Genomic DNA, 15,780 nt, shown 5'->3' with positions numbered 1-15,780 from the left:
TGCAGATTTGCCATCTTATAAAAAAAATGGAGGGGCGGAGGCGATGGGTTACCTTGTTGAAATTAGGGTATTAAAAAACGAATTGAACATTCGGGCGTATAATTGTTACAACACTAAATATCCATGTTGATGCTAATGATTTATTTTAGGTAAATTATTTTTTATGATGATGGGTTACAATTTTATATAAATAGTATTAAGAGTGAATAAAGAGTTAAAAGCTTCGGCACCAACAGATAGCGAGATAGTTCTTGGTATACTCAACAACTCGGAGATAGTGTTAAAAAAGTTATACACTACCTATTTTCCGATGATACTGCAGTTAATTATCAATAACAACGGGGATGAGGATGATGCCAAAGATGTATATCAGGAAGCGATCATCGTTCTTTATAATAAGATAAAGTCGGGCAAATTTGAACTGAGCAGTAAGCTTAAAACGTATATCTATTCGGTTTGCCGCAGGCTCTGGCTTAAAAGACTGAGCCACATGAACAGGTACGGAGGCGATATTCGTGATTTTGAAGAGTACCTGCCTGTTGACGAAGAGGTTGACGACCATAATGAGCGGGATGTGCAGTTTGGAAAAATGGAAAGTGCCCTGCAATTGCTGGGTGAACCCTGCAAAACCATTATGGAAGACTTTTATATACATAACAGATCTATGCAGGATATCTGCGAACGTTTTGGCTATACCAATGCCGATAATGCCAAAACACAAAAATATAAATGCTTGCAAAGGCTCAAAAAGCTGTTTTTTCAGCAAAAATAAGGAAGGAAAGCAAAGAGATGAGTGATCACCAACTTACGGAATTAATTGAAAGGTACTTTGACGGCAGCATGACCGCCGACGAACGTACCCAGTTTGAATTGCTCCGCAAAAACGACGCGACTGTAGAAAGCCGGGTTACCGAGCACATGCAGTTTATTGGTTTACTAAAACAATACGGCGAACGCCTGGAGCTGGAAAAACGCCTGAACGCTATTCACGATGAGATAGATGTGCACGCCCTGAAAGAGGAAGTAACCATCCATCCAACCTGGGTAGTACGTATGTGGCGCAACCACCACTCCAAAATATCTGTAGCGGCATCTATAGCTATTTTTGCTATTTTGGGTACGCTGTTTTTTACCGGTAAACTGAATAATCATGAATCGAATTTTGAGCAGTTGAGCCAGGAAGTAGGCAGGCTTAAGTATAAAACAGATAAGTTGGAAGGTCAGGCAAATACTTTTATTAATAATTTACCTGTTAAACCCAAAGCCAGGCCATCTAACCCCGGTAATTTCAGAGGTACCGGTTTCGCGCTTTCGTCAAACGGATATATTGTTACCAATTATCATGTCATTAAAGACGCCGATTCTGTATATGTTCAAAACGCTGCCGGTGAATCTTTTCACAGTAAAGTAATTTATACCGAACCTGTAAATGATATCGCTGTATTACAGATCAATGATAATGCATTTACAGGTTTGGGTGCGATACCTTATTACTTTAAGCGCTCATCTACAGACCTTGGCGAAAACGTAATTACTTTTGGTTATCCGGATGGTAAGGTTGTTTTTGGACAGGGGGCGTTAACATCAGCCACCGGTTATCAAGGTGATACTACCGAGTATCAGGTTTCTATTCCTGTTAATCCGGGTAACAGCGGCGGTCCGTTATTGGATGAGAAAGGTAATGTGATCGGTATCATCAACGCTAAACAAACACAGATAGCAGGAGCAGCATTTGCTGTAAAATCAGCATACCTGTTAAAAGCTATCCAGAATATACCTTCAGATTCATTAAGTAAATCATTAACCTTAAGCACCAAAAACACGCTGGCTGGTTTAAGCCGTAAGCAACAGCTGAAAAAACTTAAAGACTATGTTTTCATGGTTAAAGTTTACAATCAATAATTTGCCCAACCAATAAAAATTAATAATTGAAAAGGAGGTGCCGTAAGGGACCTCTTTTTTTGTTTGATGGATTTCTATATAAAATAAATTGTCATGTTGAACGAAGTGAAGCATCTATTATGCGAGGTGCATGTTCAATAATAGATCCTTCGCTGCGCTCGGGATGACAAAGTGTGACACTGATGTTACCTGTCCACTTCGCCCAGTACAAAGTCAATGGAGCCTACAATGGCTATCAGGTCGGCGATGAGTACGCCTTTGGAAATTTCGGGTAATACGGAAAGATTGTTAAAACTTGGTCCGCGTGCTTTTACACGGGTAGGGATCTCCGATCGTCCATCGGCCATAAAATAAAAACCCAGTTCGCCTTTGGCGCCTTCGCAGCGCACATAGTAATCCTGCGCTTTGGGGGTTATTTTACGCGGCATTTTAGCCCGCGGGTCAAAATCGGGGGTGCGTTTTAGCTCGTTTTGCAGGCGGTCAAGGCATTGCTCCACTATGCGCAGGGATTGTTCAATCTCATCCACACGCACTTTGTAGCGGTCCCAGCAGTCGCCTACGGTACCCATTAAGCCTGTGCCAACTGGGATCTCGAAATCAAGTTCGGGATAAGCAGAATAATTATCAATGCGCCGCAGATCCCATTTTAAACCCGATGCCCGCAGCATGGGGCCCGAGCAGCCATAATTAATAGCCACATCCAATGGCAGCACACCCACATTGGCCGTGCGCGATATAAACACCTGGTTATCGGTAAGCAGCTGGTTAAGCTCCGCCATTTTAGGTTTAAAATATTCTACAAACTCGCGGCAGCGTTCCTCAAAGCCTACCGGCAGATCGTAAAATAAACCGCCCACCCATATATAGTTATATAGCATGCGCGAGCCCGAGGCCCACTCCAGCATACCCATAATATGTTCGCGGTCCCTAAAACACCACAGGAAAGGGGTAAAAGCGCCTATATCAATACCATAAGTGCCAATGGCTATCAGGTGCGATGCAATGCGGTTGAGTTCGCATACCAGCACGCGGATGTACTCCACCCGTTTGGGGATATCTTTATCAATGCCCATCATCCGTTCCACACCCATCACAAAAGCATGGCTATTGTTCATGGATGCCAGGTAATCCAGCCTGTCGGTAAATGGAATAGTTTGCTGGTAGGTTAATGATTCGGCATGTTTCTCGAAACAGCGGTGCAGGTAACCGATATGCGGGATAACCTCTTTTACAATTTCGCCATCGGTGATCAGCTCCAAACGCAAAACGCCATGTGTAGACGGATGCTGCGGGCCCATATTGAGCACCATATCCTCCACGCTGGCTTCCGCTATTTTTTTATGGTAGTTATTTAAAGCTTCTTCGTATTTCGGGTTTGTGATCACCAATGTTGTATGCTGTTTTGTAGGTTTCAAAAATCAACATTTTTTTGGTTTTATCGGGATAAAAATCTATAAAAATTGTAGTCTTTAGAGGGTATATAGTCGACTCACCCCGACATCGCTGCGCTCGCCACCCCTCTCTCCGCCTTTGGCGCATAGAGGGAATTGAAAAGTTATAAAAGAAATTTGTCATCCTGAGGAACGAAGGATCTATTCTGCGATTGCATAATGAACAACAGATCCTTCGCTTCGCTCAGGATGACAAAAAAGAAGTAAAGCCCCCTCTATGCGCGAAGCGGAGAGAGGGGTGGCGAGCGCAGCGATGTCGGGGTGAGTCGACTCTGCTACCTCCCTTTCAACACCTCCCCAATTTTACAGCTTTGCGTAGCCAGCGCCGCATAAGCGTACATGGCTACAGCTTTCAGCTTGCTGTCGCGTTTTTTAAAGGTCCATACATCCTTCATGAATTCCTTGTGATTTTTGCTGTTGAGGGTATCAAAAGCGACCGAAATGGTTGGCGTAAGCGAATAAGCCGTATGCCAGGTACCAAAGGGTATAAATAAAGTTTCGCCGGGGCCAACCACAAAATTTATGGGCGTGGCATCTTTAAACAGCGGGTATTTTTCATAATCGGGTTCAAATACATTGAGCTCCGAGCGCCATGGATCATCCGGGCGGGGGTAAAGCATATGTTCCTGTCCGCGCGGAAAAACGGTGAAGCGCTTTTCGCCATACAATTGCGTTATCCAGGCATTCAGGTGGTAATAATCAATATGCATGTAGGGGAACCTGCCGCCCGGGCCACCCACAAACATTTCGGTAGCGCCGCCCCATTTGCCAACGCTGAACATTTTATTTTTGAGCCAGTTGGGCGATGCATAGTTCAGATCCAGCGGATCCAACAGGGGCAATATCTCGGGCAGGGTTGCTGGAATATCAAAAATAATGGGGTAGGGAGCGGGTTTATCTTCGGTAGCGGCCTCTACCATATCCATCACCTGCTGCATAGTATAGGTGGTGCCCCGGCAATCGGTTTTACGGTCGGGGTAATTGGCCCGGAACCAATCGGGACTAAACAATCCGTTAGCCTTCCACACTTTGGCGGCATTGGTAAACACCAACGGTATGCCGGGTTTATAATGCTCTTCCATAAATTCCTCATAAGTAATGTTATCTCTTCTGATGATATCCATATGTAAATTGGTTGCAGGGACGATACGGGTTTAGTAAAAGATTAAACCTTTAGCTTAATAATTAATTGATTTCTTTAAAATTATGAGGCAGATGGATATTTAACTGTATTACGTAAATAACAACTGAAGGTTGTAAAATAACATGAAGATTGAGTGAACAAAATGCACAAGGTAAATTTAGCTTCAACAAATATCATCTTACTTTTTATCAAAATTACCCCTTGTTTAAATACCTTTGGCTTAATGAAAGTATCCGGATTTACCTTTATCAGAAACGCGGTTAAAAATGATTACCCCATTGTTGAAGCCATCACCTCCATTTTGCCGCTGTGCGATGAGTTTATCGTGATGTCCGGAAATTCTGATGATGGCACGCGCCAGTTGATCGAAGCTATTGGCTCGCCCAAGATCAGGATCATTGATTCGGTTTGGGACGATACCCTGAAAGATGGCGGACGGGTTTTTGCCGTAGAAACCGACAAGGCCTTTGATGCCATATCGCCCGATGCCGACTGGGCTTTCTACATTCAGGGCGATGAGGCCGTGCACGAAAAATATCATCCCCTCATTAAAAAAGAAATGGAGGAGGCACTGAATAAACCAAACATCGAGGGCCTGCTGTTTAAATACCTGCACTTTTATGGTTCCTATGATTATTATGGCGATTCGCGCCGCTGGTATCGCCGCGAAATCCGTTTGGTGAAGAATATTAAAGGTATCCGCGCTTATCGCGATGCGCAAGGTTTCCGGCTTAATGATCGTAAGATTAAGGTAAAACTCATCGATGCATACATCTATCATTACGGCTGGGCCAAACCACCACAAGGCTTGAATAATAAGATCCGAAATTTCAATAAGTTTTATCACGACGATGCCTGGATGGAGCAAAACCTGCCCGAAACCTATGAGTTTGACTATGGCAATGCCGATAAGCTGGTGCACTTTACGGGTACACACCCAGCGCCCATGCAAAAACGTATAGCCGCCACCAACTGGAAGATCGATTTCAGCACCAAGGCGCTTCGTAAAAACATGACCTTTCGCCGTAAATTCCTGCAAAGGGTTGAACAGCTGACCGGCTGGCGCATAGGCGAATACCGGAATTATGAAATTGTTGAACGATAAAGTAATTATGGCTCAGTTTTTTGATATCAACAACCGGGCAGAACTACGCCGATTATTATTGTCACTTGATCCGGATACCACGCCTATCTGGGGTAAAATGAAGGCACAGCAAATGGTAGAGCACCTGGTTGACCAGGTGGAATGGACAAACGGCAAAAAAACACCTTTTTGTGAGCAGCCGGCCGACAAGGCTTCCCAAATGAAACAGCTAATGGTATACTCCGACAAGGAGATCGGGCGAAATGTAGTTTTTCAAGAGCCCCCTGAGTATTACCAGTACCCCAATATAGCAAACGCCGTTAACCAACTGATGCAAGAACTGGAAGCCTTTGACCGTTATTTTGAGCAGCCCGGCATCGTGGCTATCCATGGTGGCTTCGGTCCCATGAATCACCATGAATGGCTTATATGGCACGGTAAGCACTTTACCCATCATATGAAACAGTTTGGGCTGATAGAATAGCAATAAGTGTCATCTCGAACGAGGTACGAGGAGAGATCTTATACGTTATTTGTCAGAACCGTGATTTTCGAGATTAAAAGATTTTCTGATTACCTCCCCAAGTCATGCCGAACTTGTTTCGGAACCCCATATGCAAGGTGTACAGCCTGAAGGTCAACCTGTCCTGTGGAATCCTGAAATAAGTTGAGGATGGCTTGTATTTTTGGCTTGAAAATAAAAGCCCGGGCCTGGTGCGATTCCTTCCCTCGGAAAGGGGGAGGAAGGGGTTTCTACACCATATAAATTTGCATCGCGCATAAACCCCTCCCTGCCATTGCACGTACCCATCGCACCCCTCCCGTGGGGAGGGAACTGAAAAATTCTGTTAATTCTAAAATTCTGGAAATTCTGATTCAGACAACCCTACAGATTCTGCGCTATCACAAAACCGCTGGCCCAGGCCCATTGAAAATTGTAGCCGCCCAGCCAGCCGGTAACATCCACGCATTCGCCGCCGAAAAACAGACCGGGCACTTTCTTCGCTTCCAGCGTTTTGGAGGATAATTCGTCGGTGGATACGCCACCGCGCATTACTTCGGCTTTGTCGTACCCTTTGTCACCGGCAGGTTTTACTTTGAATTCGTGTATCAGCTCGCTGATGTTTTCGATATCGGTTTTGGTGAGCGAGGCCAGGTTTTTCTCCACGGGCAGCTTATCGCTCAGGGCCTCGGCAAATTTGCGGGTATAAAGGCCTGCCAGGTAGGCCAGCAGCATTTTTTTGCCGTTGGCTTCTTTTTCCTGCAGCAGCAGATCAGCAATGTTTTGGTTAGGGAGCAGGTCGATATTGATGTATTCGCCGGGTTTCCAGTAGGAGGAGATCTGTAGGATGGCTGGTCCGCTCAGTCCCCAATGCGTAAACAGTATATTTTCTTCAAAGCTGATCCTGTCGTTCCAAACCCGGCAAAAAATACTGTTGCCGCTTAGCTGTTCATACCAGGGCTGATCTTTCCCGGTAATAGTGAGCGGAACCAGGGCAGGGGCGGTATCTACAATTTTAAGGTCGAAATTGCGGGCCGTACGCAAGCCAAAATCGGTAGCGCCCATTTTGGGGATAGGCAAACCACCCGCCGCAATCACCACACTGGGCGCACTGATGTATTCCTGCCGGCCATCAACCTCGGCCCGAACGGTAAAGCCATCGGCAGTTTTCTCCACCATTTTTACTTCGGCATCACACCAGATCTCCTGATCCATATCGGCACAAAGATCAATAAAAACCTGTACCACATCTTTAGCCTTATCACTCACCGGGAAAAGCTGGCCCAGTGTTTTCTCCTTGCCTTCAATACCATAAGCTTCAAAAAAGCTGATGGTATCCTCCACCGTCCACTGCGAAAATGCCGATTTGCAGAAATGCGGGTTTTGCGATATAAACTGCTGATCGGTAGCATACAAATTGGTATAGTTACAGCGGCCGCCCCCGCTGATCAGTATCTTGGCACCCACACGATCGGCCTTTTCCAGTATCAGCGTGCGCTTGCCCAAAAAGCCCGCCTGTACGGCGCACATGAGTCCGCAGGCGCCGCCGCCAATAATTATTGCATCAAAATGGGTTTGTTTTGTTAAATTTGTAGTCATGACCGATGTTTCGCAAATATCAGAATTTGGCAAGATACTCATCTTCCTGATTACCGGAATAATTATGGTATGTGTTATATTTTTTATTAACCGCCTGCTTGCTCCAAAAAATCCGAATTACGAAAAATTAACCTCGTACGAATGCGGCGAAGAACCCACCGGTAATGCCTGGCTGCCCTTCAATCCGCGGTTTTATGTGATTGCCCTCATATTCCTGCTGTTTGATGTAGAAATGGTATTCATTTTTCCCTGGGCAACGGTATTTGGCAGTCATGAAATCATCGCGCAGGATGCCCGCTGGGGATGGTTTTCGCTGGCCGAAATGTTTGTGTTTTTAGGCATCCTGATATTGGGCCTGGTGTACGTTTGGCGCAAAGGCGACCTGGAATGGATAAAAGCCAAACCCGCAGTACCTGTAACCGATGTCACCATTCCCGCATCTTTATACGAACAATTAAATATGGAGCAAGGGAAATTTGTGGTGAAACCCTTTAGCATGGGTAATGAGCCTGTAGCTGCCGAAGCAGCCGTTGCCGAAGCACCTGCCGAAGCCGCGCCTATCCGCAAACCCATGTTTAAACCCACCTTTAAAAAGCCAGGAAATGAGCAGTGATATAACAAGTGAAAGCGGCGGTGTTGTAGTAACCAAACTGGACGATCTGCTTAATTGGGCGCGCCTGTCATCCCTGTGGCCCCTGAGCTTTGGCATTGCCTGCTGTGCTATTGAAATGATGGGGTCGATGGCATCTACGTATGACCTTGATCGTTTTGGCGTATTTCCGCGCCCATCAGCCCGTCAGGCCGATGTGATCATCATAGCCGGTACCGTTACCTTTAAAATGGCCGAGCGCATTAAACGCCTGTACGAACAAATGCCCGACCCTAAATATGTGATCTCGATGGGCTCCTGCTCCAATTGCGGTGGTCCATACTGGCAGCATGGCTACCATGTTGTAAAAGGCGTGGACAGAGTGATCCCTGTGGATGTATACGTGCAAGGCTGCCCACCCCGCCCCGAGGCCCTCATCGGCTCCATCCTTGAACTGCAAAAGAAAATTGAGCAGGAACATTGGGTGAGAGGGTAAGCAGAATGAAGTGGTTTGTGAACAAGCTTAAAAAAAAATTACAAGCATTACTGGATGTAGCCGAACAATCCGGACTAAATAATCAAGCTATCATAATCGCGAAAGAGTTTCTTGAATACAATGAAACAGGCTTGTGTTTTGATCATATCCTCATACAAATGCACGAATATGATATCGAGATAACTGAGGCAACTTATCTGCTGATTTGCGATATTGGAGATAAGTTAAAACGGACCGCAGAAAGCTATTCATATATAAAAGAGTTAATAAAGCTTTAAATGTTTTTTAACAGGCTATGGGCGCATTTAACATATTGACTATTCAGGCAAATTGTAACAATTGCGGTGGTGTAATGATGTACCGCGTACAGTTTAAATTTGGTGAGGTTTGGCAATATGAGTATAAACTTGGTGACAAAATTAAAAGAGCAGAACCATATTACGATAGGGGCAAGCCCAACTTACCCCGGGTTATATGTAATGGAGCCCTGGAAAATAATATTTGCCCGCATTGTAATTACGAAAATCCCGAGGACTTTGATATTATATTCGAGTATGATATCATCAAAAGTATAAAGCCATCGGTTAATTGGGATAGATATGATGATGACGGTTGTTATATTGATGGGTAAAATCCAGCAGGGGACAAAATACAATATGACACAAGAAGAGAAAAAATTTGAATTGTACCGGACAGTTCTCAGGTTTCTATCACATAAGATAACTGAAAATTTAAGGCGTATATATCTTGATGTCGATTTGGATATGCACCAGATCCATTTAACGGCTTATTACACCTCTCCTCCTTCAGAATTGGAGCTGGAGTTATTAGATGATATAGAAACTAATAGCCAGACACACATCCCGGATCTGCTGATTTATTTAAAAATTAAATTAGTGAATGAGTACAGTGAAAATGAAAAGCACGATTTTACTGTATTTGCATTTTATGAAGAAATTTAATTAAAAATTCCCGCAGTCGCTTGGCTCCAGCCGAGCGACGATTATTACCCGGCCTCCGGCCGCTGTAAAAAGCAAGATTATATTTGTTTAGCAGGTCAAAGGCCTGCAAATAGTCGTCACTCGGCTGGAGCCGAGCGACTGCGGAGTTTAATAAATTGGTTAATCTGCCGCACGTATAAACCCCTCCCTGCCATCGCGCAAACCAACCGCACCCCTCCCAAGGGAGGGAACTGGAAAACACGATCTAAAAAAGCTCTGGCTCGTGCGATTCCTTCCTTGGGGAAGGGTAGGAAGGGGTTTCTGCTTCTGTCTAAGCTCCCTCCTCTCAGCGAGAGCCAGAGAGGAGGGGAAAAATAGTCTGGGAACCTTAGCTTAACCCCTGCAGCCGCACCAGCATGGGTTTTCGGTACAACGGCATATTTCGCCGCCGGCACAGGTAATGCTGGTATTGCAGCCACCCTGGTTAATGCTGCAGGTTGGGCCGCTGGCACCGCCTGTCAGTTTTTTCAATTGAGCTCTGTTCAGCACTTCGCTGGCACCCAGGTCTAATGCTTTCAATTTTAAATTTTTCATGGTTTTTGTTTTAAATGGTGGTCCATACTTACACTTAAAAGTAAAGCGGTAATGTTACCTTATGGTAAATTGACCATAGTGTTTTTCGACAAAGGTTAAGAACTCCCACACTTGAGGATTCAAAGAGCAAGGCCTTGTGCGATTCCTTCCCTTGGGAAGGGGAGGAAGAGGTTTATGGAATAGGATGATCATCCCGCGTAGAACTTCTCCTGAGTCTAATCATGAGCTACCACTCCCGGAATCTCCCGTCAGGAGCAAAAACGTATGCTTTCTAATTGTCAAAATAGTCACATAAATAAAACATCATTATAAATGAATGAATATTTATTTATCTTTGTATCGTTATGCGATCAAGGAATACAGACAAGGAAGAATTGGTAAAGCAAAAAGCTATCGAGCTCATCATCAAGGATGGTTTAGAAGGCTTTAGTATGAATAAACTGGCCAGGGCTTGTAAAATTTCGGTAGGTACGCCCTATATATATTATAAAGACCGCGACGATTTGATCATGAAAGTGGCTATGGAGGAGCTGAGGGTGATGGAAGAATTTTTTATCAGAGACTTTGATCCGGAAGAGCCTTTTGAACAGGGCTTGCGTAAACAATGGGAAAACCGTTACCGTTACGCCAGGGAAAAGCCTAAGATGAACCAGTTTTTTGATCAGCTGCGCAGTTCAAGTTACCAGGAAGAGTTTCTTTCGGGCTTTATGCCCGGCTTCATCAGCGCCATGACCAGGTTTATGCACAATATTACAGAGCGTGGCGAAATAGAAACCATGCCTTTTGAGGTGTATTGGTCAATAGCGTTCGGTACTTTATATAACCTTATCCGCTTTGATATTGAGGGGAAAAGCCTTGGTGGCAAGCCCTTTAAAATGACCGACGAGGTACTCTGGCGGGCGTTTGACCTGGTTGTGAAATCCTTAAAAAAATAAAACTGATGGAAACAGCTTTAAATTTTAATCATATCCTGCTGTTTAAAACCAACATCAGCAGCCATAAAGGTAAGCAGCTGCTGCATACACTACTGGATAAGCATCCCGCGGTACAATGCTGGAATATCGACATGGAGGATAGCGACTATGTATTGCGCATCATATCAGAAACATTGTCGCATACACAAATTATTGAAATTATAAATCATCACGGCTATCAATGCTGTGAACTAACTTAAAGTACATTATGGATAACCAACAACCGGTAGCTTTTACAGGTTACCAAAAACTCATTATATTTCTGCTGGCTATCACCCAGTTTACCGTGATACTTGATTTTATGGTAATGTCGCCGCTGGGCGATATATTGATGAAATCGCTTAACCTGAAACCCTCGGCCTTTGGTATCGCAGTATCTGCTTATGCCTTTAGCGCGGGTATATCAGGCTTGCTAACCGCTGGCTTTGCCGATAAGTTTGATCGTAAAAAGCTGCTGCTGTTCTTTTACCTGGGCTTTATTACCGGTACTGTTTTTTGCGGTTTGGCGCAATCTTATGCCGTGCTGGTTGCCGCGCGTATCATTACCGGCCTGTTTGGCGGGGTTATAGGCTCTATATCCATGGCTATTATTACCGATCTGTTTGCCCTGCAACAACGCGGACGGGTGATGGGTTTTGTACAGATGGGCTTTGGTGCAAGCCAGGTTCTTGGCGTGCCTATCGGTCTTTATTTAGCCAACGCCTGGGGTTGGGAAGCTCCATTTTGGATGGTAGCCCTGTTAAGCATCAGCATTGCAGCCTTAATAGCCATTAAAATGAAACCCGTGGTAGCGCATTTACTCATAAAAACCGAAAAAACGGCTTTTAAACATTTGTTACACACGGTTACCAAAAGCAATTATCGCGTAGGCTTTGCGGCTACAGCCTTGCTGTCTATAGGTGGCTTTATGATGATGCCTTTCGGCAGCGCTTTCGCTATCAATAACCTGGGACTAACCAACGGACAATTGCCTATCCTGTTTATGATATCGGGCCTGAGCGCATTGGTGATCATGCCAGTGGTGGGTAAGCTAAGCGATAAGATAAGCAAGTTTAAAATATTTACAATGGCTACCGTGTGGATGATGCTGATGTGTGTATTGTATACCAATTTGGGAGTTACCGCGTTTCCGTTGGTTATTTTTTACAATATATTAATGATGATGGGCGTAATGAGCAGGATGATACCATCATCGGCCTTAACCAGCGCCATACCCGATATGGCCGATCGTGGCGCCTTCATGAGCATCAACTCCTCGTTACAGCAAATTGCGGGTGGTGTTGCCGCCGCGGTTGCGGGCATGATTGTAACGCAGCCGGGCAAAGGCGCCCCGCTGCAACATTATAACATAGTAGGCTATGTCATTGTCGCGATCTCCATCATCGCTATCCTTTTAATGCGCAGGGTTGATAATCTTACCAAAAAGAAAGCCGAAGGCGGCAAATCGATCATCCCCGATGAAGTTATGATTTTGGAAGGGTAAGTTAGTTGGGAGCTTTTAGCACCATTTTTGTTATCCTGAGTAACGAAGGACCTTCTTCAGTTAGCATATATAATGCACAAACAGATTTTATCGGAGTCATCAACACTCCACCAGAAATTTCGTATAGTTATATCAGCAGCCCGGGCACCTTTTAACAGCGCCCCGGGCTGTTTTATTAAACGAAAAAAAAACCGACCGTTTGGTATGTAGGTGTTTGATAGCCGATAAATAATACTTTTTAAACTTTTTAAAACCTGCCGAAACCGTATTGAAATTTGTTAAAAGCGGTAAAATGAAAATTATTGGAAGGACTTTAAGCTGTTTTTGACTCAATTTTGAATAGAAATTTGTTAAAACCCGAGGTTTAAAAAGTGTTGAGAAGGTAAGAAATTAACAATTAGAACACTACTTTTTTCTCGTCGACTATCTCTTTCAAAACAGCTTGCAGCACCACGGCGTTCCAGTCTTTGGCAAAACTGCGGCTTTTGTATTGTTTTTTGTTTTTACGATTGTAGATCATGAAATAATTGTAGTAGCTGCTAATACCTACCTCGTTCCATTGCAAAATGTTGAGCGCATCCCAGCCAATACCATTGGGATGAAAATAAATGCCGCAAAGTTCAAAAGCCTGGTTTATCTTGTACAGATCATAATAGTAATTGTACTGGTTTACAAAGTAATAGCGCCACAACTGATGAATGATCTCTGACCAGAGCTGGTCATACAGCTTTTTACGGATGCTGTAATAACTGCCCAATTTGATGCTGATGACTTTTTGCTGATCGGTTTGAATTTCAATAAAGTACTGTCTGCCAATGGTAAATGCATAGCCGCGCACCCAACTAACACCATACCGGAAACCTGCAATGGTAGCTGCGGGTATAAAATCGGGCGGTTTTATACCTGTGGGTTTTTCGATGATCAGGCTTTCTGTTTTAAACGTCAGTATCCTGCTCGTTTTTTTACTCAGCAAAGCCGGAACCTCAATAAGGCAGGTGCTATTATTCATTGCCATAAAAATAAGCATCTGTTACAAAAATTTACTTAAACGCAAAAAATAAATTAATAATGTTCATATCGTAACTTTATAAAAAACATAAATTAGCCAAATCAAATTTCCTGATGCAAAAAGAAAAAGCTACTATACCTCGTATAAATAACATTGTGCTCAATATTTTGGGTATTGGGCTAATAACCGGCACGCTTGATGGTTTAGCCGCCCTGTTATTGAACTACAAAATACAGCCTGCCATTATCTTTAAATTTATAGCCAGCGCCGCCTTTGGTAAGGCTGCTTTTAAAGGCGGGGCCGAAATGGTGGTGGCCGGTGTAGTATTTCATTATCTGATAGCCATTTTGTTTACCAGCGCGTTTTACCTGTTGTACCCTTTCTTTAAAAAAGGGCTCCGGAATGCTTACCTCATTGCATGTTTGTATGGTTTTACCGCCTGGATCATCATGAACCTGGGCGTTATCCCCATAACACAGAAAGCATTTCCTGTGGTTAAATTACCTGTTTTGGTAACCGGTATAGCCATCCTGATCATTTGTCTTGGACTGCCCATCGCCCTTATAGCCGACAGGCACCTGAAGCAGGGTAAGTTTGCTGCCCTATCAAAAAAATAATGAGCATGCAATTCCCTGAGCATTTTCCGGAATTACGAACATCACGGTTGTTGTTACGCGCATTATCGGTTGCCGACAAGGATGCCATATTTGCCCTGCGCAGCAATGAGGAGGTTAACCGCTTTGTTGGCCGTAAAGCAGCTCAAACGCCTGCCGATGCTGTTCGGTTTATTAAGGATAGGATACAGGATGTGATTGAAAATAAGGCCGTGTACTGGGCTATAGAATCAAAAACTACCCGTAAATTAATAGGTACTATCTGTTACTGGAATTTAAATAATGACGATAACAGCGTCGAGATAGGGTATGAACTGTTTCCTGAAATGCAGGGACAGGGTATTATGCAGGAAGCTATTGCGCGGGTAATTGCCTGGGGTTTTAATGATATGCGGCTGGAGATGATTACTGCTTTCACTTTAGAGGTTCATAAGCAGTCGGTTAAATTATTAGAGAGAAACAATTTTGAGTATGGCGAAATTATTGAAGGTCTTTTGTTTTATAAACTCAGCCGCCAGACATGGAAGCTCCATCAACTGCAATAAAAAAAGAGCCCGGTACCTGCATACCATGGCTCTTTTGGATTTAGAATTAAACAAAACGAACTTTTATTGAGGTAACAGCACCCCGTTAAGACCATGTATAACGCCGTTGCTGGCCATAGTATCAAATGATATAACCAGGGCCGAGTTACCTTTAGCATCGCTGATTTGCAGGTTGCTCTTATCATTAACCGACAGGGTTAGCGTATCACCATCGATGGTTTTTAAAATGGCTTTACCTTTACCGGCACCCAGTGCCTTGATGATGTCGGCTTTGGTGTATTTGCCGGCTATTACGTGATATTTTAAAACCTTGGCCAGCTTGGCATGATCCTTCATCAAATCGTCCATAGCTGGTTTGGGTACTTTGCTAAAGGCCACATCATTTGGCGCAAAAACGGTAAATGGTCCGGCGCCTTTTAAGGTAGCTTCCAGATCGGCGTTTTTGATAGCCAGAGCCATAGGAGCAAAGGTGGTAGAGCTGGAAAGTACGCCAACCACATCGCCCGATGCTGCGGATGGAGCAGCAGTTGAGGCAGGAGCGGTTTTGTTAGTTGTATCGCGTTTAGTTGTGTCTTGTTGCTGTGTTTGGGCAATTGCATTGGTTGATAAAAAACCGATAGTAAGTGATGCAATAGCAATTAAAACTGACTTTTTCATGTTCATCTTTCTTTTGTTTTTGTTAGTAATTAGCATGTAAATGAGTAGCAGTTTCTCTTATAAATTATCGTTTAAATTAATAGTTCATTTCGATTTATGTAGATTTATAACTTATAATTACAATGAATGGTTTTTAAATAATTAAAATTCATGTATAAACCGCTAAGAAAGAGGGAAGTAAAAATTGTACGAATTA

General features: G+C 43.9%; 20 protein-coding genes. 14 read left to right on the top strand and 6 right to left on the bottom strand.

The genetic code is table 11. From position 1 onward, the window contains the following. Positions 1–202 precede the first annotated feature (202 nt). On the top strand, positions 203–772 hold the full coding sequence (locus ACTJKG_RS23615; RefSeq protein ID WP_172336704.1) for an RNA polymerase sigma factor: 570 nt from the start codon (positions 203–205) through the stop codon (positions 770–772). 17 nt (positions 773–789) lie between these two features. Beyond that, positions 790–1,902: a S1C family serine protease gene (locus ACTJKG_RS23610; protein ID WP_440740567.1), complete on the top strand. Its 1,113-nt coding sequence runs from the start codon at positions 790–792 to the stop codon at positions 1,900–1,902. 185 nt (positions 1,903–2,087) lie between these two features. Here the strand turns inward: ACTJKG_RS23610 and ACTJKG_RS23605 are convergent, their stop codons facing one another. Together ACTJKG_RS23605 and ACTJKG_RS23600 are read right to left on the bottom strand one after the other, a co-directional pair. Beyond that, on the bottom strand, positions 2,088–3,284 hold the full coding sequence (locus tag ACTJKG_RS23605; RefSeq protein ID WP_440740585.1) for an NADH-quinone oxidoreductase subunit D: 1,197 nt from the start codon (positions 3,282–3,284) through the stop codon (positions 2,088–2,090). Between the two features lie 344 nt (positions 3,285–3,628). Beyond that, a complete protein-coding gene (locus ACTJKG_RS23600) occupies positions 3,629–4,477 on the bottom strand; it encodes a cupin-like domain-containing protein (protein WP_172336706.1) in 849 nt (282 codons plus the stop codon). Between the two features lie 243 nt (positions 4,478–4,720). Between ACTJKG_RS23600 and ACTJKG_RS23595 the strand changes: the two genes are divergently transcribed. Then, positions 4,721–5,602, top strand: a complete 882-nt coding sequence (locus ACTJKG_RS23595) for a glycosyltransferase family 2 protein (RefSeq protein ID WP_172336707.1) — start codon at positions 4,721–4,723, stop codon at positions 5,600–5,602. After that, positions 5,583–6,065 carry a hypothetical protein gene (locus ACTJKG_RS23590; protein WP_440740566.1) on the top strand — a complete coding sequence of 161 codons (483 nt, stop codon included), beginning with the start codon at positions 5,583–5,585 and terminating at the stop codon, positions 6,063–6,065. The genes ACTJKG_RS23595 and ACTJKG_RS23590 overlap by 20 nt, the downstream gene beginning before the upstream one ends. Positions 6,066–6,467: 402 nt before the next feature. Here the strand turns inward: ACTJKG_RS23590 and ACTJKG_RS23585 are convergent, their stop codons facing one another. Then, a complete protein-coding gene (locus tag ACTJKG_RS23585) occupies positions 6,468–7,682 on the bottom strand; it encodes an NAD(P)/FAD-dependent oxidoreductase (protein ID WP_172336709.1) in 1,215 nt (404 codons plus the stop codon). Here ACTJKG_RS23585 and ACTJKG_RS23580 point away from each other — a divergent pair. The 5 genes from ACTJKG_RS23580 to ACTJKG_RS23560 are packed head-to-tail and all read left to right on the top strand — an operon-like array spanning position 7,681 to position 9,729. Further along, positions 7,681–8,295, top strand: coding sequence for an NADH-quinone oxidoreductase subunit A (locus tag ACTJKG_RS23580; RefSeq protein ID WP_440740565.1), 615 nt, complete (start codon positions 7,681–7,683; stop codon positions 8,293–8,295). The two genes, ACTJKG_RS23585 and ACTJKG_RS23580, sit on opposite strands and share 2 nt — an antisense overlap. After that, on the top strand, positions 8,285–8,767 hold the full coding sequence (locus ACTJKG_RS23575; RefSeq protein ID WP_172336711.1) for an NADH-quinone oxidoreductase subunit B: 483 nt from the start codon (positions 8,285–8,287) through the stop codon (positions 8,765–8,767). The genes ACTJKG_RS23580 and ACTJKG_RS23575 overlap by 11 nt, the downstream gene beginning before the upstream one ends. A gap of 5 nt (positions 8,768–8,772) precedes the next feature. Beyond that, positions 8,773–9,045, top strand: coding sequence for a MafI family immunity protein (locus tag ACTJKG_RS23570; RefSeq protein WP_440740564.1), 273 nt, complete (start codon positions 8,773–8,775; stop codon positions 9,043–9,045). 17 nt (positions 9,046–9,062) lie between these two features. Further along, entirely contained in the window at positions 9,063–9,398 is a 336-nt protein-coding gene (locus tag ACTJKG_RS23565; RefSeq protein WP_172336713.1) for a hypothetical protein, read from the top strand. After that, a complete protein-coding gene (locus ACTJKG_RS23560; protein ID WP_440740563.1) occupies positions 9,367–9,729 on the top strand; it encodes a hypothetical protein in 363 nt (120 codons plus the stop codon). Before ACTJKG_RS23565 ends, ACTJKG_RS23560 begins: the two co-directional genes overlap by 32 nt. Before the next feature lie 372 nt (positions 9,730–10,101). Here ACTJKG_RS23560 and ACTJKG_RS23555 read toward each other — a convergent pair whose 3' ends face one another. After that, positions 10,102–10,302 (bottom strand): hypothetical protein, encoded by a 201-nt coding sequence (locus tag ACTJKG_RS23555; RefSeq protein ID WP_172336715.1) that lies wholly within the window; start codon positions 10,300–10,302, stop codon positions 10,102–10,104. Positions 10,303–10,646: 344 nt separating this feature from the next. Between ACTJKG_RS23555 and ACTJKG_RS23550 the strand changes: the two genes are divergently transcribed. Genes ACTJKG_RS23550 through ACTJKG_RS23540 form a run of 3 tightly spaced genes read left to right on the top strand, consistent with a single transcriptional unit; the run spans position 10,647 to position 12,759 of the window. Then, entirely contained in the window at positions 10,647–11,237 is a 591-nt protein-coding gene (locus ACTJKG_RS23550; protein ID WP_440740562.1) for a TetR/AcrR family transcriptional regulator, read from the top strand. Between the two features lie 5 nt (positions 11,238–11,242). Continuing rightward, complete coding sequence (locus ACTJKG_RS23545) at positions 11,243–11,476, top strand: hypothetical protein (protein WP_172336717.1); 234 nt, start codon at positions 11,243–11,245, stop codon at positions 11,474–11,476. 8 nt (positions 11,477–11,484) lie between these two features. Further along, positions 11,485–12,759 carry an MFS transporter gene (locus ACTJKG_RS23540; RefSeq protein ID WP_440740561.1) on the top strand — a complete coding sequence of 425 codons (1,275 nt, stop codon included), beginning with the start codon at positions 11,485–11,487 and terminating at the stop codon, positions 12,757–12,759. Positions 12,760–13,156: 397 nt separating this feature from the next. Here the strand turns inward: ACTJKG_RS23540 and ACTJKG_RS23535 are convergent, their stop codons facing one another. Continuing rightward, positions 13,157–13,768 carry a hypothetical protein gene (locus tag ACTJKG_RS23535; protein ID WP_440740560.1) on the bottom strand — a complete coding sequence of 204 codons (612 nt, stop codon included), beginning with the start codon at positions 13,766–13,768 and terminating at the stop codon, positions 13,157–13,159. Between the two features lie 113 nt (positions 13,769–13,881). Between ACTJKG_RS23535 and ACTJKG_RS23530 the strand changes: the two genes are divergently transcribed. Both ACTJKG_RS23530 and ACTJKG_RS23525 read left to right on the top strand, forming a co-directional pair. After that, positions 13,882–14,385: a hypothetical protein gene (locus tag ACTJKG_RS23530; protein ID WP_440740559.1), complete on the top strand. Its 504-nt coding sequence runs from the start codon at positions 13,882–13,884 to the stop codon at positions 14,383–14,385. Further along, on the top strand, positions 14,385–14,927 hold the full coding sequence (locus ACTJKG_RS23525) for a GNAT family N-acetyltransferase (RefSeq protein ID WP_440740558.1): 543 nt from the start codon (positions 14,385–14,387) through the stop codon (positions 14,925–14,927). The genes ACTJKG_RS23530 and ACTJKG_RS23525 overlap by 1 nt, the downstream gene beginning before the upstream one ends. A gap of 63 nt (positions 14,928–14,990) precedes the next feature. Here the strand turns inward: ACTJKG_RS23525 and ACTJKG_RS23520 are convergent, their stop codons facing one another. Then, positions 14,991–15,584 (bottom strand): fasciclin domain-containing protein, encoded by a 594-nt coding sequence (locus ACTJKG_RS23520; protein ID WP_440740557.1) that lies wholly within the window; start codon positions 15,582–15,584, stop codon positions 14,991–14,993. Positions 15,585–15,780 lie beyond the last annotated feature (196 nt).

This window comes from Mucilaginibacter sp. 22184, from assembly GCF_052045695.1.
Lineage (GTDB): Bacteria > Bacteroidota > Bacteroidia > Sphingobacteriales > Sphingobacteriaceae > Mucilaginibacter.
Note: the sequence above shows the minus strand (reverse complement) of the source record. Positions and strands in the feature narration are given on the sequence as shown.